The sequence below is a fragment of the Runella sp. CRIBMP genome, from assembly GCF_009905605.1.
In the GTDB taxonomy this organism is placed as follows: domain Bacteria; phylum Bacteroidota; class Bacteroidia; order Cytophagales; family Spirosomataceae; genus Runella.
The window spans coordinates 391,978-417,901 of sequence record NZ_JAAAKZ010000003.1; the positions used below are offsets into that span (position 1 = coordinate 391,978).

Annotated in this window: 24 protein-coding genes and 1 riboswitch; of the genes, 8 read left to right on the forward strand and 16 right to left on the reverse strand. The window is 43.9% G+C overall.

The window, feature by feature from the left end; genetic code table 11:
• Window positions 1-4 precede the first annotated feature (4 nt).
• Window positions 5-943, forward strand: coding sequence for a DUF4249 domain-containing protein (locus GVN20_RS11505; protein WP_166558461.1), 939 nt, complete (start codon window positions 5-7; stop codon window positions 941-943).
• Between the two features lie 52 nt (window positions 944-995).
• On the opposite strand, the gene GVN20_RS11510 is transcribed toward GVN20_RS11505, so the two are convergent.
• Window positions 996-1,967 carry a zinc-dependent alcohol dehydrogenase family protein gene (locus GVN20_RS11510; protein WP_166558462.1) on the reverse strand — a complete coding sequence of 324 codons (972 nt, stop codon included), beginning with the start codon at window positions 1,965-1,967 and terminating at the stop codon, window positions 996-998.
• A 148-nt stretch (window positions 1,968-2,115) separates the two neighbouring features.
• Here GVN20_RS11510 and GVN20_RS11515 point away from each other — a divergent pair, with 148 nt between their 5' ends.
• A complete protein-coding gene (locus tag GVN20_RS11515; protein WP_310586818.1) occupies window positions 2,116-2,814 on the forward strand; it encodes a lysophospholipid acyltransferase family protein in 699 nt (232 codons plus the stop codon).
• A 32-nt stretch (window positions 2,815-2,846) separates the two neighbouring features.
• On the opposite strand, the gene GVN20_RS11520 is transcribed toward GVN20_RS11515, so the two are convergent.
• From GVN20_RS11520 to hisA, 3 genes are all read right to left on the reverse strand, one after another.
• On the reverse strand, window positions 2,847-3,086 hold the full coding sequence (locus tag GVN20_RS11520; RefSeq protein WP_166558464.1) for a hypothetical protein: 240 nt from the start codon (window positions 3,084-3,086) through the stop codon (window positions 2,847-2,849).
• Window positions 3,061-3,660, reverse strand: coding sequence for an RNA polymerase sigma factor (locus GVN20_RS11525; RefSeq protein ID WP_114068450.1), 600 nt, complete (start codon window positions 3,658-3,660; stop codon window positions 3,061-3,063). The genes GVN20_RS11520 and GVN20_RS11525 overlap by 26 nt, the downstream gene beginning before the upstream one ends.
• Before the next feature lie 301 nt (window positions 3,661-3,961).
• Window positions 3,962-4,687 carry a 1-(5-phosphoribosyl)-5-[(5-phosphoribosylamino)methylideneamino]imidazole-4-carboxamide isomerase gene (gene hisA, locus GVN20_RS11530; RefSeq protein WP_166558465.1) on the reverse strand — a complete coding sequence of 242 codons (726 nt, stop codon included), beginning with the start codon at window positions 4,685-4,687 and terminating at the stop codon, window positions 3,962-3,964.
• A 194-nt stretch (window positions 4,688-4,881) separates the two neighbouring features.
• Between hisA and GVN20_RS11535 the strand changes: the two genes are divergently transcribed.
• From GVN20_RS11535 to murI, 3 genes are read left to right on the forward strand one after another with little or no spacing between them, the layout of a single operon-like run.
• Complete coding sequence (locus GVN20_RS11535; RefSeq protein WP_166558812.1) at window positions 4,882-7,299, forward strand: endonuclease MutS2; 2,418 nt, start codon at window positions 4,882-4,884, stop codon at window positions 7,297-7,299.
• A gap of 45 nt (window positions 7,300-7,344) precedes the next feature.
• On the forward strand, window positions 7,345-8,523 hold the full coding sequence (locus tag GVN20_RS11540) for a DUF819 domain-containing protein (protein WP_166558466.1): 1,179 nt from the start codon (window positions 7,345-7,347) through the stop codon (window positions 8,521-8,523).
• 19 nt (window positions 8,524-8,542) lie between these two features.
• Window positions 8,543-9,376 (forward strand): glutamate racemase, encoded by an 834-nt coding sequence (gene murI / locus GVN20_RS11545; RefSeq protein WP_166558467.1) that lies wholly within the window; start codon window positions 8,543-8,545, stop codon window positions 9,374-9,376.
• 52 nt (window positions 9,377-9,428) lie between these two features.
• Here the strand turns inward: murI and GVN20_RS11550 are convergent, their stop codons facing one another.
• On the reverse strand, window positions 9,429-10,664 hold the full coding sequence (locus GVN20_RS11550) for an FtsX-like permease family protein (RefSeq protein ID WP_166558468.1): 1,236 nt from the start codon (window positions 10,662-10,664) through the stop codon (window positions 9,429-9,431).
• A 196-nt stretch (window positions 10,665-10,860) separates the two neighbouring features.
• On the opposite strand from GVN20_RS11550, the gene GVN20_RS11555 reads away from it, so the two are divergent.
• Window positions 10,861-11,703 carry a universal stress protein gene (locus tag GVN20_RS11555; RefSeq protein WP_166558469.1) on the forward strand — a complete coding sequence of 281 codons (843 nt, stop codon included), beginning with the start codon at window positions 10,861-10,863 and terminating at the stop codon, window positions 11,701-11,703.
• Here the strand turns inward: GVN20_RS11555 and GVN20_RS11560 are convergent.
• Window positions 11,696-15,451 carry a PAS domain-containing sensor histidine kinase gene (locus tag GVN20_RS11560; RefSeq protein ID WP_166558470.1) on the reverse strand — a complete coding sequence of 1,252 codons (3,756 nt, stop codon included), beginning with the start codon at window positions 15,449-15,451 and terminating at the stop codon, window positions 11,696-11,698. The genes GVN20_RS11555 and GVN20_RS11560 overlap by 8 nt on opposite strands.
• Before the next feature lie 140 nt (window positions 15,452-15,591).
• Window positions 15,592-15,882 (reverse strand): iron-sulfur cluster assembly accessory protein, encoded by a 291-nt coding sequence (locus GVN20_RS11565; RefSeq protein ID WP_166558471.1) that lies wholly within the window; start codon window positions 15,880-15,882, stop codon window positions 15,592-15,594.
• A 97-nt stretch (window positions 15,883-15,979) separates the two neighbouring features.
• Here GVN20_RS11565 and GVN20_RS11570 point away from each other — a divergent pair, with 97 nt between their 5' ends.
• Window positions 15,980-16,504 (forward strand): hypothetical protein, encoded by a 525-nt coding sequence (locus GVN20_RS11570; protein WP_166558472.1) that lies wholly within the window; start codon window positions 15,980-15,982, stop codon window positions 16,502-16,504.
• A gap of 36 nt (window positions 16,505-16,540) precedes the next feature.
• Here the strand turns inward: GVN20_RS11570 and GVN20_RS11575 are convergent, their stop codons facing one another.
• From GVN20_RS11575 to GVN20_RS11615, 9 genes are all read right to left on the reverse strand, one after another.
• Window positions 16,541-17,731 (reverse strand): T9SS type A sorting domain-containing protein, encoded by a 1,191-nt coding sequence (locus GVN20_RS11575; RefSeq protein WP_166558473.1) that lies wholly within the window; start codon window positions 17,729-17,731, stop codon window positions 16,541-16,543.
• A 134-nt stretch (window positions 17,732-17,865) separates the two neighbouring features.
• Window positions 17,866-19,311: an anthranilate synthase component I family protein gene (locus GVN20_RS11580; RefSeq protein WP_166558474.1), complete on the reverse strand. Its 1,446-nt coding sequence runs from the start codon at window positions 19,309-19,311 to the stop codon at window positions 17,866-17,868.
• 252 nt (window positions 19,312-19,563) lie between these two features.
• A complete protein-coding gene (locus GVN20_RS11585; RefSeq protein ID WP_166558475.1) occupies window positions 19,564-20,145 on the reverse strand; it encodes an outer membrane beta-barrel protein in 582 nt (193 codons plus the stop codon).
• 102 nt (window positions 20,146-20,247) lie between these two features.
• Window positions 20,248-20,802 carry a YqgE/AlgH family protein gene (locus GVN20_RS11590; RefSeq protein WP_166558476.1) on the reverse strand — a complete coding sequence of 185 codons (555 nt, stop codon included), beginning with the start codon at window positions 20,800-20,802 and terminating at the stop codon, window positions 20,248-20,250.
• Window positions 20,803-20,890: 88 nt separating this feature from the next.
• Entirely contained in the window at window positions 20,891-21,862 is a 972-nt protein-coding gene (gene bioB, locus GVN20_RS11595; RefSeq protein WP_166558477.1) for a biotin synthase BioB, read from the reverse strand.
• Window positions 21,863-21,876: 14 nt separating this feature from the next.
• Window positions 21,877-22,578 (reverse strand): diphthine--ammonia ligase, encoded by a 702-nt coding sequence (locus GVN20_RS11600; RefSeq protein ID WP_229599040.1) that lies wholly within the window; start codon window positions 22,576-22,578, stop codon window positions 21,877-21,879.
• Window positions 22,578-23,168 (reverse strand): DUF6580 family putative transport protein, encoded by a 591-nt coding sequence (locus GVN20_RS11605; RefSeq protein ID WP_166558478.1) that lies wholly within the window; start codon window positions 23,166-23,168, stop codon window positions 22,578-22,580. Before GVN20_RS11605 ends, GVN20_RS11600 begins: the two co-directional genes overlap by 1 nt.
• A 49-nt stretch (window positions 23,169-23,217) precedes the next feature.
• Window positions 23,218-23,436: riboswitch (cobalamin riboswitch) on the reverse strand.
• A gap of 86 nt (window positions 23,437-23,522) precedes the next feature.
• A complete protein-coding gene (locus GVN20_RS11610) occupies window positions 23,523-24,188 on the reverse strand; it encodes a hypothetical protein (RefSeq protein WP_166558479.1) in 666 nt (221 codons plus the stop codon).
• A 329-nt stretch (window positions 24,189-24,517) separates the two neighbouring features.
• Window positions 24,518-24,685 (reverse strand): hypothetical protein, encoded by a 168-nt coding sequence (locus GVN20_RS11615; protein ID WP_166558480.1) that lies wholly within the window; start codon window positions 24,683-24,685, stop codon window positions 24,518-24,520.
• Between the two features lie 337 nt (window positions 24,686-25,022).
• Between GVN20_RS11615 and GVN20_RS11620 the strand changes: the two genes are divergently transcribed.
• Entirely contained in the window at window positions 25,023-25,922 is a 900-nt protein-coding gene (locus GVN20_RS11620) for a DMT family transporter (protein WP_166558481.1), read from the forward strand.
• Window positions 25,923-25,924: the final 2 nt, after the last annotated feature.

Sequence of the window (25,924 nt, forward strand, 5' to 3'; positions counted from 1 at the left end):
CGCCATGAAAAATACCATTCTAGCCCTCTTGGCGATTTGCTCAATCAGCCTTTTTTCTTGCGAAACCCTCGTCAATGACGTAGACCCTGACCGCCTACCGCGCAGTGACAGCAAGTTGGTGGTTCATGGTTATCTATCACCGCAGGATACCACGATAAGCATCAACGTTTATTACAGCAGTCAATTGATTGGGGGCAATAATTCACCTTATTGGCTGAATGGGTCGCCAATATCATTAAACGACGCAGTTGTCACGCTCTCAAACCAAGGGAATAGCGTGACGTTGCCATTTGAGTCCAAAACAGGTACGTATAGTATTAAAGCTACTACAATGCCGATTTTGGAAGGACAAACGTATGAACTAAAAGTAGAAAGAGGCGGCCAAACCGCCGAAGCCCAATGTACAGTTCCCAAAGCCGTAGCTATTCAGGAAATTAAACAAGATTCTGTAGATTCAAAGATGATGGATCCAAGTAACCCTAACTATGTCCCACCCAAAGAATATCTTTATCGTATTGTTTGGCTCGACATTGCGGGGCAAGAAAATTATTATCGGGTAGGTGGGTATGTATTTCAAAACCAGACCGTTCAAACAAGCCCCAATGTGTTTACTGTCATTCCATCCATTCAAGACCTGAGTTTTGGGGAGAATAATCGTTTGGGGGCATTTTCGACGGATGCCAGTACCGACGGCAAAGAAATGGTATCCAATACTGCGCGCACTAGGCTGTATAATTATCCCGGCTCAATGTTGGTTTTTAAGGTCAAGTATGTCGAGTTGACGCTGCTTAATTGTGAGAAAACCTATTATGATTATCATCGTGCGGTGCAAGCGTTTGACCGAGATAACCCCTTTGCAGAGCCGTCATTGATTCCTTCAAACATCAAAAACGGATTGGGTTGCTTTGCCGCATTCAATCGAAGCTCTTTTGTGTTAAAGTAAAAATCGTCCCTGTCAGAGTAACAAAATACACCCTCTGACAGGGACTGTTTGCTTACGGCTTCAAAAGCACTTTCCCCCATCGGCCCGGAGCATCTGCATGGGTAACGGCGGCTTTGATTTCGTCCAGACTATAAATAGCCTCAATCGGCATTTTCACCTGTCCGGTAGATAACAAAGTAATGACTTCCTGCGATACCTTTTGGCGCGTACTCCCATCTACCCGTCGCATCCAATCCGTAAGCCAGAAGCCTTTCAGGGTCAGCTCGCGGAAAATCATCAGGCCGATATTTATTTTAGGGTCTTGAAGGCTTAAAACGCCATAAATGAGCATGATAGCGCCGCGCCCCATGCATTTTACTGCTTCGCTCGCGGTGTCGCCTCCCACACATTCCAAGACCGCCCGTACGCCTTCGTAGTTGGTGATGTGCTGTACGCGTTTAGGGAGGTTTTCTTCGGCGGTATTGATAATTTCATCCACACCAAGTGCTTTCAGTTCGTCATTATGGTCATTTCGACGTACCGTACCAATGGTTTTAATGCCGCGCATTTTACAGATTTGGATAACCATTTTTCCTAAGGCCGAAGTACAGGCCGTAATCATGAGCCATTCGCCTTTTTTGACGCCCGAGTCTTCTACCATGGCTACGGCCGTAAATGGGTTCACGAACAATTGGGCGGCAGTCTCATCGTTCATGGCCTCTGGAACAGGAATTAACGTTCGATGGTTGGTGACGATGTACTCACTCCAAGCCCCAATCCCCGTAAAACTTACGCGTGTACCAACGGCAATTTTGGCATTGCTGCCCACGGCTTCCACAATTCCTACCCCTTCAAATCCTGCTCCTGACGGCAAATGCGGACGAATCCCATACAGGTTTTGTACAAACATAATATCGGAAGGGTTGATGGGGCTGGCCAAAACTTTGATGAGGACTTCATCAGGTCCGGGTGTTGGGGTTTCTGCATTTTCAGCGTTTAAAATATCCGCTGGTTTACCGAAGTGATGGAATACGACTTTTTTCATGATTATAAAGAGATTAACTTATTTATATCAGTGTTTGTCAAATTGAATACAATGTTCAATATTCGGCAAATACTTTTACATTTTTCGTTTTTATGCAATGAAAGTTATTTATACAATCTGGTGTTTTTTTTGGTTGATTCTCATTTTTTTGCTTCTGTTTCCATTCACGTATATCTGCTTACAACGAAAAGAATGGAAGCCGTACGCGCATCGGATAAACCGACTCTGGGGACAATTGTTTTTTCCATTGGCAGGGATTAGGTTTGAGATAGAATACAGGGGTCAGCTTGCTCCAAAACAGGCCTACGTTTTTTGTGCCAATCATTTTTCGTATTTGGATATTGCAGTAATGGGCGTTATTGTAGAACATTATTTTGCATTTGTTGGCAAAGCCGATGTTAAGGATATTCCACTTTTTGGGTATATGTTCCAGCATTTGCACATTCAGGTCAAGCGCGAAAGTACCCAGAGCCGGGTGTCGTCGCTGAATCGGGCCATCAAAACCTTGGCGCAGGGAAGAAGTATTGTGGTTTTTCCTGAAGGGGGGATTAAAGCAAAGCAGCCACCTCAAATGCATCAACCTTTTATGGATGGCGCATTTAAGATGGCTATTCAGCAGCAAGTACCGATTGTTCCGATCAGTCTGCTGACAAACTACAAAATTTTACCAGACGTACATCCTATCCGAATGCATCGTTATCCAATGCAGGCGATAGTACACGAAGCGATTCCTACGGTCGGCTTAACCCCTCAAGATGTTGTATCATTAAGAGACAAATGTTTCGGGGTCATCGACGACGAACTCAAAAAGCATGCTTTCCCTCAAAAGGAGGGAAGTAAAGAGTAATCCGCAAACAAAAAGCAGTCAATCCGCAGCAATTATGCCACTGATTGACTGCCTGTATAGTTTTGCGAATACTCCAGAATGTTTGAAACTGCGCGGTTTGAGGGCGCACGTTCAATCTTGGTCATTAGGCTTTTTATCTCAAGCGTATCGAGATAAAATTCCAATAGCTCCTGGTCGCCGATTAAGGCATCTTCAATGAGCGTGTTTTCTTCATCGGTTGTTTCTTCATAAACATACCGAATGACATCATCTGGGGTAAACGTTTGTATCATATATAGGAACGCGTTTGCTGAGTTGCTTTCGCAAATTAATCAGCGCGTAACGCATTCTCCCCAAAGCCGTGTTGATACTCACTCCTGTGGCATCTGCAATTTCCTGAAAACTCATGTCTTCGTAGTGCCGCATAATGAGCACTTCCCGCTGAGGGTCAGGCAATCGTTGAATCAGTTCGCGTAGGTGTTCATGCGTTTCTTGACGAATCTGGAGCGACTCAATCGAGTCTTCCGAAAAGTCTAACGTATTAAACACGTTGCTTCCGTCTTCAAACACTATCTCGGGGTAGCGTTTGTCGCGCCGAAAATGGTCAATAGCCAAATTGTGAGCAATTCTCAGTATCCACGGCAAAAACTTGCCCTCATCGTTATACTTACCAGATTTAAGCGTTTCAACAGCTTTAACGAAGCTGTCCTGCATTAAATCCTCAGCTACGTACTGATCTTTAACAATCAAATAAATAGTGGTGTAAATCTTGGACTTGTGACGCTGAACGAGTTTTTCAAAGGCTTTTTCGTTGCCATGAACGTACAATGAAACCAGATCACTGTCGCTAACTTGGTACTTTTCCATTTCAGTATGTACAATTAGTTAACGTAAATCTTTGTTTCGATATTGTAGCCCCTCGTTGTTTTGGTTGAAGAAAATTATTTTGCGTCTTAACTTTATGACCCAAAGATAAAACAATAAAAATTTATTGTGCAAGCGTTTGCCAAATTTTTTTTAAAGTGTAAAGGAAACACCAAATATAATTCCGAGTATTCTTTGGAATCCAGAATTATTGTCTGTATTACACTTAACCAAGAAAAAATTGTACAACCAAATTGTTTTTCATAAACAGAATTTATTTTTTAAGTAATTTATACATGAAAAATTACTTAATAGACCAGCGTTGCAGCTCTGCCAGAGTCACTTTGCCTTCATAAATGGCTTTCCCAACAATTACGCCAAAAAGATTCATTTCGGCCAACATTTCGATATCGTCTAAGTTGCTTACGCCTCCGCTGGCAATGATTTGTATGCCAGGGCATTGGTCCTGCATATTTCTATACAATTCAAAAGAAGGTCCCTGAAGCAATCCGTCTTTGGCAACATCTGTACTTATAGTATACTGTGCGCCTTTATCAATCCATTTTTGTACAAAATCATAGACCCATAGTTCGGTACCTTCCTCCCAACCGCTGACGGCTACGCGCTCATTGCGGGCATCGGCACCTAGAATGATTTTTTCGCCGCCGTAATTTGAAAGCCATTTTTCAAATAAATCTGGATTTTTTACGGCAATACTCCCGCCCGTCACCTGTTTAGCTCCTGATTCAAATACCACCCGCAAATCGTCTTCTGACTGAACGCCTCCGCCAAAATCGACATGAAGTTTGGTTTTGGTCGCGATGGTTTCCAAAACTTTCCAATTGATTACTTTTTTAGCCTTCGCACCGTCCAAATCAACAAGGTGTAGGCGAGTGAGTCCCGCATCCTCAAACTGCATAGCAACTTCTAACGGATGCTCATTGTAGATTTTTTTTTGTTCGTAATCGCCTTGGGTTAGGCGTACACACTTGCCTTCAATAAGGTCTATGGCGGGAATGATATGAAACATGAATTTAGTGAGTAATCCACCGTCAAAAGTGGAGTCTGTGGGTGAGTTTTGGTCGTAAAATTAAGTACTAACCGTGGGTTTAACAATACTTCATTGTATAGTGACTACCTTTGTGGGAACTTTTCCTTGAACATTTGTCATTTAGCATTGGCTATACATTTTGATAAATGTTCAATGCCTTATGTTGAATGACAATGTTATACCCGCAAGATTTAGAACAAAAATTAGGATTTGACCGCATTCGCGAACAATTGAGTGAGTTGTGCCTGAGCCCACTCGGGCGGGCCTTTGTGCAGAAGATTCGCTTTTCGGATAATTTCGCCGTGATTGATAAATTGACTCGTCAAACTGCCGAGATGAAAGCTATTCTCGAAGAATCGACGGGCGAGTTTCCTTCCCAAAACTATTTGGATGCTACCCCCGCTTTGGATAAAATGCGGGTGGAAGGCATGGTTTTGTCGTTGGATGAGTTTTTTGATTTGAAACTTTCGCTCCGCACCATTCGCCAGGTGCTGAAGTTTCTGGCCGAGCAGGAAGAAGGACGATTCCCTTTTTTAACTGAATTGGCAGGCAACGTCAAAGTGGAAAAATCGGTCAGTGATGCCATCGACCGCATCATTGACGACCGCGGACAGATCCGTGACAACGCCTCGCCCGAGTTGGCGGATATCCGTCGTCGATTGATTTCGGAAGCAGCGGGGGTGCGTAAAAAGCTGGATTCAATGCTCAAGCACGCCAAAAGTAGCGGTTGGGTAGGAGATGATGTATCCTTAACGGTACGTAATGGCCGAATGGTAATTCCGATTTCTGCCGAACACAAGCGGAAATTGAAAGGGTTTGTGCACGACGAATCATCGACGGGGCAAACGCTGTTTATTGAGCCGGCCGACGTATTGGATGCCAACAATGAAATCAAAGAGTTAGAATACGCCGAACGACGGGAGATTAATCGTATTTTGATTCAACTGGCCAACCAAATACGGCCGCATTTGCCTGAGTTGCAAAAAGCTTGTCAGTTTTTGGGGATGGTAGATTTTATTCGTGCCAAAGCAAAATTCGCGTCACTATTAGGAGCCGTCAATCCCGCTTTTGTGAATCAACCCGTGATTGACTGGCGCATGGCACGGCATCCATTATTGTATTTGTCTTTTCAGAAACAGGGCCGAAAAGTGGTTCCTTTGGGCATTGAACTGCGTCAAAATCAGCGTATTTTGGTGATTTCGGGACCAAACGCTGGAGGGAAATCCGTGGCATTGAAAACAATAGGATTGGTGCAATATATGCTTCAATGCGGTTTGCTCGTGCCCATGCGTGAAGATTCTACGGTGGGGTTGTTTCAGAATTTATTTATTGACATCGGCGATGAGCAAAGCCTAGACAATGATTTGAGTACGTACAGCAGCCACCTGACCAACATGCGTCATTTCTTGCAATTTGCCAATAAACGTACGCTATTTTTGATTGATGAATTTGGAACAGGAACTGAGCCAAGCTTAGGCGGTGCGGTTGCGGAAGCCATATTGGAAGATTTGACCAAGTCGGGCGCATTTGGCGTAATCAATACGCACTATACCAACCTCAAAACCTACGCTGATAAAACGCAGGGATTGGTAAATGGTGCTATGCGCTACGATGGAGAACATCTGGAGCCGCTGTATCAACTCGAAATCGGCAAACCGGGCAGTAGTTTTGCTTTTGAAATTGCGACCAAAATCGGTTTGCCGAAGGCTGTTATTGAACGGGCTAAGGGTAAATTAGGTACGCAGCAGGTCAATTTCGAAAAATTGTTGAAAGAGCTGGATATTGAGAAAAAAGTGTTTTCGGAAAAGAACATTGAAATAGGAATCAAGGAGCGAAAACTGGCCCAGCAACTGGTCGAAACGACAGCGTTGCAGACGCGTTTGGACAATGACCAAAAGAAAATCATCAACGATGCCAAGCAAAAAGCCAAGCAACTGTTGGCTACGGCCAATCAGCGCATCGAAAGTACCATTCGGGAAATAAAGGAAAACAAAGCCGAACGCGATACCACAAAACTGATACGGCAGGAACTGGAGCAGTTTGAAAAGCAGGAGTTGAAAATTGAAGCGGTTGCTGAACCCGAGCGCGAGGAATTTATTCCCGAAGGGGGAGAAGTTACCATTGGGAGTTTTGTACGTATCAAAGGACAGGCTACCGTGGGTGAAGTGCTGGCCATGAAAGGCAAAGATGTGGAGATTCGAATCGGCGATTTAAAGTCCAATGTAAAATTGAATCGGTTGGAAAAGGTCTCCAAAAAAGCGTACAAAGAAGCAACGGGGGAAAAAGGAGCGGGCGCAGGCATAAGAACGGGCGTGGGCGGAATTGATATCAATGAAAAGATGATGAATTTTAGCTTCAATCTTGATATTAGAGGCAAGCGCGGAGAAGAAGCAATTGTTGAATTAGACGACTTTTTGAGCAATGCCCTGATGCTTGGTTTTAATGAGTTGCGGATTGTGCATGGAAAAGGCGACGGTATTTTGCGTCAATTGGTTCGTAATCACTTAAAATCGTACAAGCAGGTAGGAAAAATGCAGGATGAACACCCAGATCGTGGAGGAGCGGGGGTTACGATAGTGCAAATGCAATAAGAAATGATAAATTGCATCAGCTATTTACCCATTCCTTAACCTGCTATGCCTTTATTTCAAGATTCATTGCCTATTCTGGCGGTATTGATGGTCAATATCATCATTTCCGAACGATTGGCACGACTGCCGTACCTGCGTCATATGGGTACGGCGCTCATCGTCATTATATTGACCGCAATTACGTCCAATCTAGGCTTAATACCAGCTTCAACCAATTCACCGCCGATTTACGACGGCATTTTTATTTATCTCGCGCCGATTTCGATATTCTATTTACTACTGACTGTTAATCTGAAAGGGTTGAAAAAGGCTGGTACACCCATGATTCTGAGTTTTTTTCTGGGAACAGCTGGAACAATGTTGGGCGTTATTGCTGGTATTTGGGCTATTTCAGGCCCCAAAGGTTTTGGGGAGTTTTATTATGCGTTGGGAGGAATGTTTACGGGTACGTACATTGGTGGCAGTACAAATTTCAACGCATTGGCGCTGCATTACGAAGTCAATAAAGAAGGAAATGTGTATGCCGCAGCGGTGGCGGTGGATAATATCCTGACGGCTTTATGGATGGTGGCGACATTACTATTACCTCAGCTCCTCAATCGTTATTTACCCAGACGCATCGAATACAATCATACCGCCGAACAGGCGCAACAGTTTGAAAAAGAGGCTTCGGCGCAAGTGAGTGATGTTGAAACCTTCAGCCCACAAGATTTGGCCATTTTGGTGGGGATGGGGGCGGCAGGGCTGTATGTATCTAAACAATTGGCGGTGATGATACCGCAGGTACCTCAAATCCTTATTTTAACCACGTTGGCGTTGGCATTGGCCCAACTTCCAGTAGTACAGCGTTTACGGGGAATGAAGGTGTTGGCGATGTTTTTTATTTATTTATTTTTGGCCGTCATCGGCGCTTTTTGCGATATTGAGGCCTTGCTTAAAGACGGGCCTTTGGCCATTAGCATGATGGTTTTTGTAAGCACATTGATTGTGATTCATGCGTTGGTCATCTTCGGAATTGGGGCGCTTTTAAAACAGGATTGGGATGTTTTATCTATCGCTTCACAAGCCAATATCGGAGGTTCTGCGTCGGCGCTGGCCTTGTCCAAAAGTCTGAATCGTCCAGATTTGTACTTGCCAGGAATTTTGGTGGGTGCTTTGGGAAATGCCATTGGCACGTATTGCGGGCTGTTTGTGGCGGAGTTTTTAAAAACAGTATCTTGGTAATCACTTTAAATGAACATCAATGCAGGGGCCGATTGGCGTATTTGATTCGGGTTACGGCGGCTTAACAATTTTAAGAGAGTTGGTGAAGCAATTGCCCCAGTACGATTACTTGTACTTGGGTGATAATGCCCGTGCTCCCTACGGCACGCGCTCGTTTGATACAGTGTATCATTATACGCTCGAATGCGTCAAACATCTTTTTTCTAAAGGCTGTCATTTGGTGATTCTGGCGTGTAATACGGCTTCGGCCAAAGCCTTACGTAATATTCAGCAACTGGATTTGCCGCATATTGCTCCTGATAGGCGGGTTTTAGGCGTTATTCGACCTACCACCGAAGTGATTGGGACATTTACCGATACGCAGCATATCGGGATTTTTGCCACGGCAGGTACGGTCTTGTCGAAATCGTATTTGGTTGAAATAAAGAAATTTTTCCCAGACATACACGTCGTGCAGGAAGCTTGCCCAATGTGGGTGCCATTGATTGAAAATGGGGAATTTGACAGCGATGGAGCAGATTATTTTGTCAAAAAGCACGTTGATCATTTGCTGGCGCAGTCCCCTGATATTGATGCTGTTTTGTTGGGATGTACGCATTATCCGTTGCTAATCAAGAAGATACGACAGTTTTTGCCAGCTTCTATTCGCATCATCAATCAAGCCGAAATTGTGGCGCACAGTTTGACGGATTATCTTCAGCGCCATCCCGAACTGGAAGCTAAATGCAGTAAAAATGGCAAACGGACATTTTATACCACGGACTCGACCGAGGCATTTGACCGTCAGTCAGCCGTGTTTTTCGGGCAAGAAGTAAAGAGCTTGCATCAGGATTTAGGAAGTTCTGTTAAATGAAAGGAAACCGCTGATGGGCATTTTACCAACCAGCGGTCTTAAGTGTAATGCTTTATTCTTCGGCCAATGTCCGCGACAAATTGATGCGATAGATGCCCAATGAAGGAATGGCCGCCGCTAAAATTCCAATCAATATGGCTCCGCCTAGAAGCATAATTTCTTCGGGTAGAAGACTAAAATCGGCAAAAGAATAGTGATAATCCGACTCAGCCGCCCGACTGAATAGCCATAGCCCCACGCGACTGAGCAAAACTCCTGCGCCATAGCCTACCAGTGCCAACATAATTCCTTCGAGTAATAACATCACAAAAAGTTTGGTGCGGGTGGCACCCATCGAAAGCATCAGGGCCATTTCGTATTTACGTTCTTTCAGTGAATTATAGAGCGAAATAAAAACACTCACGCCCGCAATGAGAATGATAATCAGCGCAATAGCGCGTAGGGTATCAATACCGATGCCCAATAATGAAAACAAACGATTGATTTCAAAAGCCACCGAAGCGGCCTGCATTTTGGTGTTTTCATTAATAAATCGTGGTAAGGCTACCATGCCCATTGGATTCCTAAATTTTACCAACAGGCTAGTGATTTCTTGACTTGGCTCGTCGGTTTGGGTAGAATCGCCTCCCGTGAGCATATCGGTTACGTTGGCGCCTTTGCCGGGCTCATCGGCGTGCTCGTGAATAGACCATACGCTCGAAATATCGGTTAAAATAAGCTGATCAATGACGGAATTATTGGTTTCGAAAATACCAACTACTTTGTATTTTTTGTTGCCATGGACATCATCCATGTTGTCAAAACCGTGTGCTCCCGAAAAAGTATCGCCGATTTTTAAGCCTGTCACACTTGCGGCTTTGGCCCCCAAGGTTGCCTCCATCGTGGTCGAAAAAAGCCGTCCTTCTTTTACTTTGGCTTCAAAATGATTGGGGTATTTTGGGTTTGTTCCCACAATCCGGTACGACATATAGTTATCCCCCATCGCCAACGGAATGGCCGTTTTGACCAGTGGGTTTTTCATCACCCGTTGAGCTTCGTCGAGCGACACATTGCCCGTAGGGGAGTCGATTTGATAAATACTAGATAGAATCAGTTGCAGTGGGCTGCCTTTGGCCCCCACGACCATATCAATCCCTTTGATGTTGCGGCGAAACTGCTCATCCAACTGCTTGTTGAGCAACAATAACATCGAAATAATACCGATTCCGAGCGTCATCAGGAGTGCGCTTAGAAAACTGTTCAGCTTTTTATCTTTGAGATTGGCCCAACTTATTTTGAAAAGGTTCATCGATGGTTTTGTTAAATGAATATTGGTTACCAAAATTAAGCAGAGATTGATTGATAGACATCAGGTTGGTGACATATTTTCCGATGAAAAGTGATTAGTTGATGGAAATCAGTCAGTTGTCTTGATTTTTGTCAGCATTTGAACTTCGTGGTAAATGTACATTTACTATCATTTTTAAATCAACCGATGTACTGCAATGAAAAAGATATTAGTTCCTACTGACTTCTCAGGTTTTGCGCACAATGCCCTTGAAGTGGCGGCCGATATAGCCTTTAAAACAAATGCCGAAATAATGTTGCTCCATGCCAACGAAAAAATGGTGACGGCAACGCCGTTGGCGGAGTACTATCTCTACGATAAAGCTATTGAGGATGAGTATTTGGACATGGTCACGGAGAGCTTGAAAAAAACATTGGCCGAAATTGCCGAGAGTGGAAAGTTTGCGAGGGTAAAAGTTAAGACGGCCGTTATTGGGGGGCCGATGGTAAGTGTTATCGAAGATTTTGTGAAAGACCACGCCATTGACTTAGTCGTGATGGGAACGCGCGGTGTGTCGGGAATGGAAGAAATTATCGTAGGGTCAAATACTGAGAAAGTGATTCGTCGGGTAAAATGCCCCGTTTTGGCCGTGCCTTCCCCAGTAGTATCGTTTGGTAAAATTGTTTTTCCCACTACGCTCAAAGAAAGTCAACTTCCAGCTTTTAAGGCTTTTGCGGCTTTGCAGAAAATTTTTAGCGGAGAGGTGTCTTTGCTTTACATCAATGATCCAGGCCATTTTAAAAACACGGCGGCGATGGAAGCCCAAAAAGATTTTTTGGTGAAAGAATCAGGTTTAAAAAATGCAACCTTGTTTGTGTCTGACACTGAAGTATTCAATGAAGAAGATGCTATTCTTGACTTTGCGCACCAGAACCATGCGGATTTGATTGTGATGGGTACGCATCAACGTCGAGGACTAGCCCACTTTTTCATGGGTAGCATGACCGAAGATACCGTCAATCATTCGGATATTCCAGTGCTTAGTTTGAGCATTAAATAAGATTATTACTTACTTCAGCAGTACGGTCGCTGTGCTTCAAGGGGAGGGATAGGAAAAATGTAGTTCCTGTTCCTTCTTCTGTTTCAAACCAGATGGAGCCTCCGGCATGTTCCACCCCTCGCTTGGCAATGGCCAGTCCTAAGCCTGAACCATCTTGCTTGGTACTGAAGTTAGGCAAGAATACTTTTGGACGGATGGCTTCTGGAATACCATTTCCGTTGTCTTGTACTTCGATGTAAACATTGCCTTCATCAATCCGTAATCGAAGGAATATTTCTGGCCGACGCCCCGTTGGAACAGACTGTATTCCATTGATAATCAGATTGGTGATGATACGACCAATGAGTTGTCGGTCACCGATTACGTTCACTCTTCGGTTTTGAATATCTCGGTGAAGGATAATTTTGGTGTCGTCGGCATACAGATCAGCGGCCTTATTCAGTACGGATGAAATCTCAAATAGCTCATTTTTGGGAAGTGGCATTTTGGCGAAATCTGAAAACGACGTGGCAATGTCACTGATATTGTCTATCTGGTCAATCAACGATTCGAAGGTGCGTTTTATGCGCTCATTTTGGGGTAAATTAGGCGGCAAATCACGCAGCATCGTTCGCTGAAGCTGTTGAATCGTCAGCTTCATCGGTGTTAGAGGGTTCTTGATTTCGTGCGCTACCTGCTTGGCCATCTCGCGCCATGCCGACTGTTTTTCATTTTTGGCGAGTTCTTCTTTGCTCTCATCTAGTTTCTTCAACATTTGGTTATAAGAACCTACCAACAAGCCAATCTCATCGTCTGATTTCCAATTGACGGGCTCGTTAAGTTGGTGCAGGTTGATTCGTCTGATTTTCTGCGTCAGGATGCGTAGCGGAATAGTCAATAGGTTGGAAGCCCAGTAAGAAATGGCTAAAAACAATAGAAACATAATGGCAAACACGCTCAAAATCGTTGAAATTACTTCAATGATTTGCCGATCAAGTTCTGGTTTTGAATCAAAATATGGAATGCTCAAAATACCCAATGGCTTGCTGGTGTTGCGAGCCCGAACAATCACGTATGCGGTGCGATACTGCTTTTTTCCCAGCGATTCGTCCAATAATACTTCGTTTTCCCGGTCTTGAATCAGGTGAATATAAGCATCAGGGTTGAGCCATTTGGATAAAAGTTTGATTTCATAAATCAGGGGCTCGGTGGTGATGCTGAGGTTGCCTTCTTCATTAAAGAAATTAATGTCAACGTTGGCATCCCGGGCAATTTTCCCAAGTTCTTCTTCCATTGCGTCTCGGCTTCTTTTTCCACTAAGGTACTCTTCCAGATAAGGGGCAAAGTTGTTGCCGATGTTTTTGGTACTGGTGAGATAGGTATTTTCTTGATTGCTGTTGTAGTTGGCCGTAATAACTTGTAGGGTAATAAGTACAATGAGTAATAATGGCGTGAAAAAAGCAACATTGAGCAAAATCTGAATTTTGGTTGTATAGCTGATTTTCAGCCGTCGTAAGCCATATTTTAGGGCATATACGCCAATAATACCAATGACGTATAATACCAATATGAGGTACAAAAATGAGAAATTGGAAATAATACTTTTATAAGGATACGATTTAGACGATACAATCATGTATCGGTTGTTTTTATCGCGATTGCCTATATGTTTGTAATCATAGAGTTGGATGCCCCGTGTGTATAAAACTGGATTGTCCAACTCAACATGCGGCATTTTTCGGTCGTAGTTGTAGCTGCCTGAGCTATAAATAAGGTTTTTGGCCGTATCATAGACGGCATAGCTGTACTGACGTGTTTCGGGAGCCTGCACAAACTTTTTATCCATCAATAACTCTGGATATACATTTCTGGACTGCTCTTCGCGGGGGTTTAGGTTGAGTACTACCCGCCCAACTAAGGTTGAGCCTTTGCGAATATCAATCAAACTCAAGTACTGTTTCTTGAAATTGTTGACAAGATCATTAATAAAATAAAGGGAAGGGTACTTGGTTTGGTATTTGGACAGCTGGTAAAACTTAGTATAGTTGTCAAATGTTTCATCCGAAATGGACGTATCTAAAGGCTGCCCATCGGCCCGAAACGACACTACTTCAATATCATACTTATCAAAGTATTTATCCAAGTGAATACTCTTCACGATTTGCTGAATACGCTCTCGGGACAAAACTGTATCACTGACAAATGAATTTTGGATTTCGGGGTCTTTACTGATTGACTCTTTGGCGCGGTCCAACAAAAATTCACCCAAACCATCATTTTCAGAAAAAATTTGCTCTCCAAATTCTTTTTTGTTGGCAATGTCTTTTTGTTCTTCTTCATTGTAGACCACGTAGGTCGTAACGATGGCCCAGAAAAAAGCCCCCAGAAAATAATAAATGGTGGTTCGATAACGAAATGTGTATAAAACACGTGGAAACCGGGCGAAGTATAACAATAAAAAATAAAGAGCATGAACACCCAAAATCCATTTAAGGTCGCCTCCCAAAATAATCGCCAGAAGTAGAAAGATAAGGGCGCCAATCGCAAATATCAGCACACCATATATTTTTTTTGGGTTGAGTCGAATAAATAATCCTACTAATAAGTGAGTACACAGAAAATAGATGCTCGAAATAAGAATAAAGATAATGAGGCAGGCTATTTTAAGGACAGAGAACGAGATGCTTAACGTGATGTCGAGCGTAAATTGTGATTTTTCGTAGATGTTATTAAGTTCTAACAGACTTAGGTAAAATACCCCAAAACTAAGAATGATAAATAGAACTGATAAAATAGGTTGTACTTTTTGGGAGATATTTACTAAGAATAGGTAAGCCTTTGAACGGAAATAAAAATCAGCTACGTAAAGCGATAATATAAAGCAAACTATGCAATTGAGCAAAAAGTCGCCGAGGGAAGGGGCAATAGGTGAGGAAGCATAAAATTTGGGGTTAAATAAATCGTTTTCGGAGAATAAAAAAGGAATTCCAAAATAAAGCATCCCTGCCCGAAGGAGTACCAAATATATCATCAATAGCAAAAATGCCATTTCATAACGCTTCTGTTTGCTTAATGTAATGACCCATTGGATAATGTATATCCCGAACAAAACTGCCGCTAATATTCCCCATGTGATGGTGTTGACGGGGGCTGTTTGATTATGGTAGGAGTCAAATTTGGGGGGGATGATAGAAAACAAAAATCGATTTTGGTTGTCCAGAATGTTTTGATACGCTGGCCCAAAATTGGTTGAAATTAGCTCGGGGTCTACCGTAAAAAGAGTTGTGTTGTAGCCCGATTGTAAGTAGTTATTTTCGTTCTTATAGTATCGGTACAAATTAATGACTGAAACTACATCAATACGTGCATTGGGTCGTGTAAACTGCCGACGACTGACTAAATACTTGCTTTGGTCAAAGGTAACAAGTTGAGTTTGAGATATTTTATAAATAGCTTCATAGTCTGGAATAAATCGATAATCGGACCAAAAAATCAAACGCCCGTTTTGGTAAACGTAGTAAGGGTATTTGGTGGGCAGACGAAGGTCCGAGAACTGCGGATTTGTGGTTTGGGAAACCAGCATGGTAATGCGTTCAATCTCCTCCTGCGAAACCGAAAGTTCATGCTTGATTCGTTCTTTGACAGCCGAGAAATAAGTCTCCTCTGCCGCACCCAAAGCCCCTCTTTCAAAGAAAAAGAAAGACAATAATGCTACCAGTAACGAACATGTAGCCAGAATGGCTGGTATATGTTTCCTAATTTTTCGCACGAAGTTCCAAAAATTGGTTTTGCCGGTTTTTATGTATTCAGTCTATTTCAGACCTAAAATCGTGCCAAAAGTTACCATTGCTTATATAAGTATTGATTGAAATAACTGAAAGTGCGGTGCGGTTAGCTATCAAGGTGAGGTTATTTTACCAATGTAAATCCCGCCCCCTCCTTTGTTTCTTCAAAATCTACCTCTGTGCCGATTACGTACATTAAGTGGCGTTTGTCGATAATGACTTTGATGGTATCTACCATGTACACGTGGTCGTTTTCGGTGGGTAGATCAAAACCCAACAAGAACTGGGCGCCGCACCCTCCGCCTTTCATTCCGACCCTTAATCCGTACGTGTCTGGAATCTTGTTGATGCGTAAAGTATCCACTATTTCTTGGTGGGCAATGGGGGAGATTCTAATAGGATTTTTGGTAATCATGGGAGTTTTATGCGTTAATCCGCAAAAATACGCACTATTTTGCCGACAGTTTGCGTTCTTTGCGGAGACTCTTTACTGGTAAACAAACAATAAACGAATGGAAATTGTCACCGACCTTTTGAAAATAGTACTTCCTGCCGCTTTGGTGTTATATGCGGTGTATTTGACCGTAACTGCCTTTTTGAAAAAACAATTTGTGGAAAAACAGCTGGAAAACCGAAGTAAAAAGTTGGAAATAACCCTGCCGATTCGGCTTCAGGCTTACGAGCGGATGTGCCTTTTTTTGGAACGAATCAGCCCCAATAATCTTATAGTTCGTTTAAATGGTTCGGCTACTCAAGCCATTGAATTTCAGCAGATTTTAATGCATGAAGTACGCGAAGAATTCAATCATAATCTTTCGCAACAAGTTTATATGAGCCATGAGGCATGGGAGAAAATACGGGGCGCCCAGCAGGAAGTGATTACGCTTATCAATCAAGCCGCCTCAGAGGTGGCCCCCGACGCGCCTCCGCTTGATTTAGCCAAGAAGATTTTCGAGAAAATCATTCAGGAAAACCGCAACCCTACGGCTTCAGCGCTCAAGTTTGTTAAGGAAGAAATTCAGCAAGAGTTTATATAATTACTCAATATTTTCTGTCGACTCCTTTTCTAGCCCTTATTTATTCACCCACAGCTTTTGGGTCAATCTTCCTCGTCCCATTGCGTCGGCATAGGTGATGAAATACAGCCCCGTTTGTAGTTCGCGCAGCGGTTTAATGGTCAAACTGTTGGTATTGCTGGCCTGAATCTCAAAAGGGATTTCCTGACCAAGTAAAGTCGACAAACGTAGACCATCTAGTTCAAGGTTATCAAATTGCAGTTTTATGTTTTGCCCATCGGAAGGGTTTGGATAAATAACAAACCGTGAGGAGGCAGTTTGAGGGCTGACTGCAATGATTTTTGAATATTCTGAAGCACGGTCTTTGTCCACTTGTTTCAGTCGATAATAATTCACTCCTGGCAAGGGCGCTTCATCCAAAAAGCTGTACTCGACGCGTTGCTTCGAATCTCCCTTCGATGAAATGCGCCCTATTGACGTAAATTCCTTTAAGTCTGTACTGCGCTCTACCTGAAAATAGTCACTGTTGGATTCGTTGGCGGTGGCCCAATTCAGGCGTACGCGGTCGTTTTCTGCTTTTCCACGAAAATAAATAAGTTCAACAGGTACAATACTGGCCCATGATAGGTCGGTCAGGAAGATACTTTGCGCAGTAGTGGCTCCGCTGCGGATATTATCACCGCTATTGAACGCAATGGTCACTTTTTTTACACCAGTGCCTGGAAAAGTAACCGTCGAGCGGGTACTGTCTAAGGGATCGGAATTGAAACCAGATAGAATTCTTACAAAAGGCTCTATTCCGTTGGTTAAAAAGGCAAAATTAGGATTATAAGAAATGGCCGGTGTGACGCCTATATCGTTGTCGTCATAACCCGCAATAAGTACACGATCTTGATAGTTACTAAAGCTTAATTCGCGGTCGATTCCCAGAATTCCAAATGATAAATTGGTTACGGGCTCACTAAATGTGAACGTAACACTGATGCCTTCGGTACGGTTTCCTAACGCGATGTTTAACCACAATCCCCGGGAGTCATTACGGGGGGTTTGGTTACGAAGTCGATTGGTGTTCCCCTGAACGGTGGCCGTGACGGTCACCTGTGGAGTGCCAATGTTACTGAATGTCTGCAATAAAGCGCCATCGGGTCTCCACGGCGTCACCTCTGTATTTGAAGAAAGGTCAATATAACCCTGTCCAAATGCGAGTGTGGAATAAAAAATGGTCAGTAGTGTAAAAAGTTTCCTCATACCGTGAAAACGATTATGCATTATACTTTCTTGTTTGATTACAGAATATATACGCAATAAACGAAACAAAGATAGACAAACTTTGGAAAAAAATCAGTTTCGAATTACGGACGATTTTGTGTTTTGGTGCTTTATTACAATTCATTAGCCATTTCAATGGCGTTGCGGAGCGCGGCGAGCTTATTATGCACCTCCTGCATCTCAGAAGCAATGTTCGATTTGGCCACTACGCCCATTCCTGCTTGATAAAACAACGTATTGTTTTTACTCAAAAAAGTACGAATCGTAATGCAGTGATTGAAGTCTCCGCTAAAACTGATATGACCCAATGCACCGCCGTAAATACTACGATTGGTGGTTTCAAGACGATTTATGATGGTCATCGCATTGTGTTTGGGGGCGCCTGAGAGCGTTCCAGCGGGAAATGTATCGGCAACCAATTGGAGTGGATTAACCCCCGCGCTCATTTTTCCTGTTACCTTAGAAACCAAGTGAATCACGTGTGAGAAAAACTGTGCCTCTTTGTAGGTTTCTACTTTGACCACGTCGCAGCTCCGACTTAAATCATTACGGGCTAAGTCTACCAACATCACGTGTTCGGCTGTTTCTTTGGGGTCGGCGGCTAGTTGACGCGCCAGTTCAGCATCTTTTTCATCATCGCCCGTACGTCGGAAAGTGCCAGCAATGGGGTGAATTTCGGCGTGCCCGTTTTTGATGTAAATTTGTTTTTCGGGCGACGAACCGAACACTTTGTAATTGCCAAAATCAAAGTAAAAAAGATACGGAGAAGGATTGATGGAGCGTAAAGCCCGGTAGACATTGAATTCATCGCCTTCAAATTTTTTGCTGAAACGGCGCGAAGGTACAATCTGAAATACATCGCCGCGCAAGCAATGATTGATGCATTGCTGAATCGTCCCCGCCATTTGTTCATCGGTCACGTTGCTTTCTTCGCTGGCATTGGCTTTAAAGCGGAACGTCGCCATTTTGGGTGCTTTAACAATCATCTCCAACGAATCCAAATCCATGCCCATACTTCGGCTGTGGCTGGAATCATGTCTTGCCACCCCATAATCATGCTCAAACAAATACACTTCATCTTTGAAATGATTGAACGCAATCACAAAACGATACACGCGATACACCATCTGTGGAATGGCGTTGTCGGGTGTTTTTGGCTGAATTTCAATATCTTCAAAGTATTCCACCGAGTCGTAGGTAATATGCCCAAACAAACCACCATTGATGAAAGGGTAATCATTTTTTGGAGTGTCAAAGCGCTGGATAAAATCCCGTAGGGTTTGCATAGCGTGTTTGCGATGAGGCAAACCAAACGTATCTTCGGAGCCGTCAGGAAAGGTTTGCGTTACCACGTCTTCGTCCAACACAAATGAGGCTACGGGGTCGCAGGCAATGACGCTGAAGCCGTGCTCCATGCCGTGATATTCGGCACTTTCGAGCATGACGGTGTAGGGGAATTTATCGCGGAGTTTGAGGTAAACGCCAACGGGCGTAAGCATATCTCCTAATAATTTACGGCTTTGAGTGCTGATTTTGAAGGTAGTATCGGTCGTTGTCATTACCTATATCGGTTGAATTTGTTAGTTATCAAGTTTGGGAATTGAAAATAAAAAAAGCTCGCTGTGCGATGAACAGCGAGCTTTTTGGGTTAAAAATAAGCATAGCATTACGTGTTCATCTTTTTGTAAGAAGAACGCCACCACCATGCGCTATTTTTTACGTTTAAAATCATGTTGCAAAATTACAATCGGGATTTATAAATCCAAATTTTATTTATTCTTCCTCAAAAAACCCTTTGTGGATTGCCTGAGCTACTTCTTTTTGTACAAATTGTAAATGACCGAAACCTGTAACGTACGATTGTAAAGCGATTCAGTTTTGGAAGTTGACAAATTGGTGAACCCGTGAATGTAACGAAGGTTCAGGCTGAAATCTTCCGCCATATCCATAAAGTCAAACCGTAGCCCTGTACCCATGCTGAATTCGTTTTTACGAAGGGGAACCACGCTTCGGAGGTTATTGACGGCGTAGCTAAACTCTGGCGCAACCTCAAAAGTTAAGCCTTCGGTGAGAATGTATCCTACCACTGGTACAAAGCTGGCGTAGTTGAAATTGTTGCGTACTACTTCAAGTTCTCCCTTAAATGTACCGCCGCGTACCGAAAGTTGTACTTCTGGTTGAAAAACCCATTTTTGATTTCGTATACGGTAGAAAACACCTAAATTAGGGTGAGACTGGCGTTTGAGGCTGTAAATAAAGTTGGGAGAATAGGTACTGCTGGAAATATTTAATCCTGCGCGCAAACCCAGATGGGGTTTCATGTAAACAGTCTGGGCCTGTGCTCCAATGGACACAATCACCAAAAGTAGAAGTAATCTAAGGTTCAAATTCATGATACAATTCAAAAAGTTAGTTTATGGTGGTTTTCAAACCACTTGGCTGTGTTAGTGACAACCTCACTATTGTTTATGTGATTGATTATTAATTGTTTGTCTTTAATTTAGCCGTGGGTCGGTGGGATAATGCGATTTGACCCGGTACTCTCCGCCCATTTTTCGTAAAACTGCCCTCCAAAATTGATCAACTGGGGTGTCAAAGATAAAGCTAGCATCCGTGTCGGATACAATCCAGGCGTTTTTGCTGAGTTCTTCGTCCAACTGTCCCGCTGACCATCCTGAATATCCAATGAAAAAACGCAAATCTCGTTCGGTTATTTTTCCGACGTTGAGCATGCTCATAATTTGTTCAAAATCGCCACTCCAATATAAATTATCACCTACGGGCACGGCATCTTCAATAAATGACAACCGATGAAGAAAATGCAATGTGTTCTGTTCGACTGGGCCGCCCAGATAAAGTGGCAAATTGGTCACCACGGGCTCTTTCAGAACGTCGTTAAGGTGTAAATTGGTGGTTTGATTAAAGACCAATCCAAAGGTTCCATGTTCGTTGTGTTCGCACAAAAACACCACGCTCCGTTCAAAATTGGGGTCACCCAAAGTTGGTTCGGCAATTAATAATTTTCCTTGGGCAGGTTTTAGCGGCGGCATTTGGTCCTGGTTCAGTGTCTCTTTTAGTGAGATAACGAAATAAAAGTCAAAAATAGTGGATTTTCAAGAACAAATGAGCACGTTGCGACTAAACCGCTTCCAGTTTTTGTGCTTTGAAGGCAGGACGCGGCCTTATATTCAGGGTTTGAAACATCTCTTGGTCGGCATCCACATCAGGATTGGGGGTTGTTAGCAGCTTTTCTCCCGCAAAAATAGAATTCGCCCCTGCCATAAAACAAAGTGCCTGTTCTTCCATCGTCATATTGACACGGCCCGCCGAGAGACGAACCATGGCTTTGGGCATCAGAATGCGGGCCGTGGCTATCATCCGAATCATATCCCAGACCGATACGCGTTTTTGATGCTCCAGCGGCGTGCCTTCTACGGCCACCAGGGCATTGACAGGCACCGATTCAGGAGCCTCTGGAAGCGACGCCAGGGTATGAAGCATTCCGATGCGGTCGTCGTGGCTCTCGCCCATGCCGATGATACCGCCTGAGCAGGCTGAAATTCCCACTTTCTGCACGTGATTGATGGTTTGGAGGCGGTCGTCGTAGGTACGGGTCGAAATAATATCGCCGTAAAACTCCTCGCTCGTGTCGAGGTTATGGTTGTAGGCATAAAGCCCAGCTTCTTTCAGTTTTTGAGCTTGGGTTTCGGTCAGCATTCCCAACGTGCAGCATACTTCCATTTCGAGTTGATTCACGCCTTTGACCATTTCCAATACTTTATCAAAATCGCGATTATCACGGACTTCGCGCCAGGCGGCACCCATGCAGAAGCGCGTGCTGCCCGCTTGTTTGGCGCGTTGGGCGGCACTTAATACTTCATCCACTTCCATCAATTTATGGGCTTGTACTCCCGTGTGGTACCGCGCAGCCTGTGGGCAATAGGCGCAATCTTCGGGACAGCCCCCCGTTTTGACAGACAGCAAAGTGCAGACCTGTACTTCTTGGGGGTCGTGGTGTTGGCGGTGAACGGTGGCGGCTCGGTAAATCAACTCCAAAATAGGAGATTCGTAAATTTCGCGTACCGCGTCTTTCGATAACGTAGGATTCATCTTGCGCAATAACTTTAAATGGGCAACAAATCTGTAAAAAAATAAGTGGAAGTCAAGTCTTCTCCTTCGGTATTTTGGAAGTGATAGGTCTTCTCGACGGTTTCTCCTTTTTGAAAATCAATGGGTTGGGAGAAATAAGGAGCTTCAAAAACAAAGGTGTGAAATTCGCCGTTTTCGCCGCAGGGGTCGATATTGGCGGGCAATTCGCTGACAAAATCGCGGTCTAGCACGCGGCCACAAAAGGATCGGTCCAACACATTTCCGTTTACGCTGACGACGATGGTTTTGAATCCTAAGCCCCAAAATTCTTCCAGCAATTCCATCGAAGGACGTTTCCAGAGGGGAAATATTCCTTGCATTCCAACGGTCGCCAGTTGATTTTCGCGGTAAAGGCGCAAATCTTCCAGAAAAATATCGCCAAAAATGGATTTTGTGATGCCCGCGTCGGCTAGGGGTTGGAGAATTTGAGCCATACGGAGTTGATATTCTTCCATAGACGTAGTTTCGGGCAGGCGCAGCTTGAGCAGTTCGATGCCGAGCCGTTGGGCCTGTTGGTCGAGCAACTCTTCGCGCACGCCGTGCATCGAGATTCGTCGGAAGGAGTCGTTCAGTGAAGTCAGGAGGTAACGAACGTCGCAGGCTTTGTTTTGCAAACTATGATACAATGCCAGCGCCGAGTCTTTTCCTCCCGACCAATTCATGAGAGCCGTCTGCATTATTCAGCAACGGCCAGTTTGGGAAAACGCATTTTCAGAACTTCAAAGCCGCCAAAAAGCAAGGCGCTATAGGCCAACGTACCCGCCAGAAAATTACGCATAAACGGCGCGCCCTGCGTGAGGCATTGTACAAACCCAGCCCCATCGCGGGTAAGTGGCAGACCCGTGCGCACATCAATGCCACCGCTCAGCCACACGCTACCATCCGACAAGACCCAATGCGACAACGTGGCAATGACGGCGGCCAAAACGACGTTTTTGACGTTGATTTTTTGTAGTAACACTTTTCCGTAAAAAACAATCAGCGCAAAAATGCCGTATACCCAATACCAGCCCTCGTAGATGATACCGTAGCGGCCTTGGTAAATGACGGCGTTGATGAGTAAATCGCTGATAAAAAGGGTGATGAGCGGAAAAGCAAAGGCTTTCCAACGGGTGGTGAAATACGCACCGCTAAACAGCGCCATCGCGCCAAGCGGTGTAAAATTGGAAACGGGCGAGAGCTGCGCCACGTTCAGAATACGAATCAGCGCGGCGGCCAGCATAAAGCATAGCAACGTCAGCAGACGGGGGTTGAGGGTGTTTTTCATACTATTTAAAAGAATAAAATCGGTTTAGCTGCGCATCCTCCGTGCGCGGCGACTAAATAGTTCATTGGGCAGGTCTCCTGACTTGTTTCATCGCCCTTGCACCTTCCCGATTTACGTTTGAAAATCAGTGGTTTATGCAGTTGTTAAGAGCGACCTTGGATGAAACTTACAGTTGCGGGGACAGTTTCCGTTTTGCACGGAATTCCCTTTTAAGCCGTCAAAGCCTGCCACGAAGCAGGCATGAGGCACCCAAGACGAATACAAAAGTAGGGAGAAGTCGGGAGTGAGGGGTAGGAAAGGCGGATTTATTTTTTGGGGAGGGGACTTAGTGTTTTTGAAAAAGCCCTTCTTCAATTACTTTATGGGAGTTTCCTGGTCATAAAATTCAAGGATTTTTATTAAATCACTTTCGACGGAATAATCCAAACGGTTGGATTTAACAAACTCCGTAATCATCGAGGCTTTGTCGCTTAATGCCTCCAAAATCGCCGATTTTTTTCGTTTGATACGACTTATTTGTCCCTCTTTTACGAGGTATAGCTCTTCTTCCTGGACAAATTTTGATGATTTTACGACTGACCCAAATTCAGTTTCGGAGATCTTTTTGGTATGAATATTTTTCAACAACTTCGTGTGCTGATCATACAGAACTTGGTAGAAATGACGCGGACCTTGCTCGCCGATTGGGGGGAATCCGCACCGAAAAGTAGCTTGATTGAGTTTAAATTCAGAAATTTGTGCGGCATCCAATCGGAGTAGTTTGGCCGTAGAAGGTTGCTCGTACTCAAACTCATTTTTGTAGGTATCAAATCTTGCTTTGGGATACCGATACCACTTCCCATTTTGCCGTGATTTGGTTTCTCCTTCCACAAAGGAATCATTCCAGTAAGGTGTTCCTTCAACGCCCGAAAATTTTGTTTCTAACGCCGGTTGCCCATCCCCTTTGCTGACAAAACGGCCCTGGGTATACCCGTTATGTAAACTACACACCACTAGGACCGCTAAAATATAAAGTCTCATCCTATTTGTCGCTAAGTACGTAATAAAGTATAGACGCATAAAAAGGTAGCAAAATTACAAGAATCCAAATAACTGTTTTTTTTACAAGGGGTGTATATGTTAACCAATTAAGGTATTCCAAAAATACTCCCATTAAAACACTGGCTATGCCTATAAATAAGACAAAATATCTCAAATAAGAATTATTGAACGAATTAGGATTGGTTAGACAAACAAAAGTCAACACTCCACCGGTACATAAAAAAACAAGCGTTATTATTGGGTGAATTGTGGGTTTCATAATCAGGAACTTTTGTCAATTGATATGGTAAGTTTGCCTTTATTTGAAATTACAAAATCTTATCGGCCAGCTCGGCGGCGGTGAGGTCGTCGGCTAAGTGAATCAGAACAATGACCTCTTGTGAAGTAAGACAAGCCAATGTTTGAACGTTTTCAGGCTTGATGTTGGGCTGTTGGTACGCAAGTGCCAACAGTTTTTGAGAGAGAATTAAAGACATGTTTTATGGCTTTGGGTTCTATAAATGTAACTTTATCTATAGTTTCCCATAACGTAGCACTGTGCCATAAAACTAGAACAGAAAATAGTGATTCCAAAATAAAATAATTGAAAAAGTAGCCAAATAAGGGTGAAACCTAACTATTTGACCGTGAAATGACACAACCATGGCCAATTGTCAGATGTTTCGCGAATTAGATATTTTTTGTTTTCGTTACAAAAAATGCCGACTTAAAAGACATATTTTGTGTGTTTTTTGCTTCTTGCCTTCTTCGCAAAAGCTAAGGTAATGTCAACACAAAATCCCTATTTTTGCTTTTTCGTAATCAATCTCCCGTATGAATTCTCCGCTGCACAAACCCACTTTTGTCGATTACCTGCATTTGCATTTTTTAGTACTTATCTGGGGCTTTACGGCCATTTTGGGGAAACTGATTAATCCGCAACTTTCGCGTATTAGTCTCACGTTTTTTCGAACCTTATTGGCGGCCGTTGGTTTGGCCGTGGTGCTGTGGCTTTGGAAAGAATGGAAGCGCGTACCAGCCAACGATCGTTGGGCCATGCTCGGGGTGGGGGCTATCATGGGGCTGCATTGGCTGACGTTCTTTGGCTCAGCGCACGTATCGAGTGCGTCGGTGTGTTTGGCGGGAATGTCTACTACGTCGCTTTTTACTTCATTGTTGGAGCCGTTGTTTGCGCGGCGGCGGGTGCGGCCGCTGGAAATTTTGCTGAGCTTGCTGGTGATTGTAGGGCTTTACCTCATTTTTCGGTTTGAGGTAGACCAATCGTTAGGCTTGGGTTTAGCGCTGGTTTCGGCGTTTTTGGCGGCTCTTTTTACCATTGCCAACAGCCGTTTTGCGCGCCGACACAATGCGCTTCTGATTACCTTTTATGAAATGAACGGCGCCACTATGGCCATGTTGATAGGTTTGGCGGGCGTGGCTTTTACGAGCGGGCTGACTGACGAGGAAATGATTCCGCAATCAACGGATTGGCTCTGGCTAGGTATTTTGGCTTTCGTTTGTACGGTGTACGCGTATTCGGCAAGCGTGCATTTATTGCGAAAAGTCTCTCCTTTTACGCTCAATCTAACCATCAATCTGGAGCCGGTCTACGGCATGGCACTGGCGTATTTTATCCTCAATGAGCGCATGACGGCGGGTTTTTATGCTGGCTCGGTGGTGATATTGCTGTCGGTGATTATATACCCGATGCTCAACGCGCGTTTTGCCAAGTAAGA

Excerpts from the sequence above, each read along its gene's own strand:
- GVN20_RS11540 (WP_166558466.1), top strand. The coding sequence starts at position 7,345 with ATGCCTTTATTTCAAGATTCATTGCCTATTCTGGCGGTATTGATGGTC.
- GVN20_RS11600 (WP_229599040.1), bottom strand. The coding sequence starts at position 22,578 with ATGCAGACGGCTCTCATGAATTGGTCGGGAGGAAAAGACTCGGCGCTG.
- bioB (WP_166558477.1), bottom strand. The coding sequence starts at position 21,862 with ATGAATCCTACGTTATCGAAAGACGCGGTACGCGAAATTTACGAATCT.
- GVN20_RS11550 (WP_166558468.1), bottom strand. The coding sequence starts at position 10,664 with ATGAACCTTTTCAAAATAAGTTGGGCCAATCTCAAAGATAAAAAGCTG.
- GVN20_RS11615 (WP_166558480.1), bottom strand. The coding sequence starts at position 24,685 with ATGTCTTTAATTCTCTCTCAAAAACTGTTGGCACTTGCGTACCAACAG.
- GVN20_RS11580 (WP_166558474.1), bottom strand. The coding sequence starts at position 19,311 with ATGACAACGACCGATACTACCTTCAAAATCAGCACTCAAAGCCGTAAA.
- GVN20_RS11565 (WP_166558471.1), bottom strand. The coding sequence starts at position 15,882 with ATGATTACCAAAAATCCTATTAGAATCTCCCCCATTGCCCACCAAGAA.
- GVN20_RS11570 (WP_166558472.1), top strand. The coding sequence starts at position 15,980 with ATGGAAATTGTCACCGACCTTTTGAAAATAGTACTTCCTGCCGCTTTG.
- GVN20_RS11525 (WP_114068450.1), bottom strand. The coding sequence starts at position 3,660 with ATGGAAAAGTACCAAGTTAGCGACAGTGATCTGGTTTCATTGTACGTT.
- GVN20_RS11610 (WP_166558479.1), bottom strand. The coding sequence starts at position 24,188 with ATGAGACTTTATATTTTAGCGGTCCTAGTGGTGTGTAGTTTACATAAC.
- GVN20_RS11605 (WP_166558478.1), bottom strand. The coding sequence starts at position 23,168 with ATGAAAAACACCCTCAACCCCCGTCTGCTGACGTTGCTATGCTTTATG.
- hisA (WP_166558465.1), bottom strand. The coding sequence starts at position 4,687 with ATGTTTCATATCATTCCCGCCATAGACCTTATTGAAGGCAAGTGTGTA.
- GVN20_RS11585 (WP_166558475.1), bottom strand. The coding sequence starts at position 20,145 with ATGAATTTGAACCTTAGATTACTTCTACTTTTGGTGATTGTGTCCATT.
- GVN20_RS11590 (WP_166558476.1), bottom strand. The coding sequence starts at position 20,802 with ATGCCGCCGCTAAAACCTGCCCAAGGAAAATTATTAATTGCCGAACCA.
- GVN20_RS11620 (WP_166558481.1), top strand. The coding sequence starts at position 25,023 with ATGAATTCTCCGCTGCACAAACCCACTTTTGTCGATTACCTGCATTTG.
- GVN20_RS11505 (WP_166558461.1), top strand. The coding sequence starts at position 5 with ATGAAAAATACCATTCTAGCCCTCTTGGCGATTTGCTCAATCAGCCTT.
- GVN20_RS11520 (WP_166558464.1), bottom strand. The coding sequence starts at position 3,086 with ATGATACAAACGTTTACCCCAGATGATGTCATTCGGTATGTTTATGAA.
- GVN20_RS11535 (WP_166558812.1), top strand. The coding sequence starts at position 4,882 with ATGTTATACCCGCAAGATTTAGAACAAAAATTAGGATTTGACCGCATT.
- GVN20_RS11575 (WP_166558473.1), bottom strand. The coding sequence starts at position 17,731 with ATGAGGAAACTTTTTACACTACTGACCATTTTTTATTCCACACTCGCA.
- murI (WP_166558467.1), top strand. The coding sequence starts at position 8,543 with ATGCAGGGGCCGATTGGCGTATTTGATTCGGGTTACGGCGGCTTAACA.
- GVN20_RS11510 (WP_166558462.1), bottom strand. The coding sequence starts at position 1,967 with ATGAAAAAAGTCGTATTCCATCACTTCGGTAAACCAGCGGATATTTTA.
- GVN20_RS11555 (WP_166558469.1), top strand. The coding sequence starts at position 10,861 with ATGAAAAAGATATTAGTTCCTACTGACTTCTCAGGTTTTGCGCACAAT.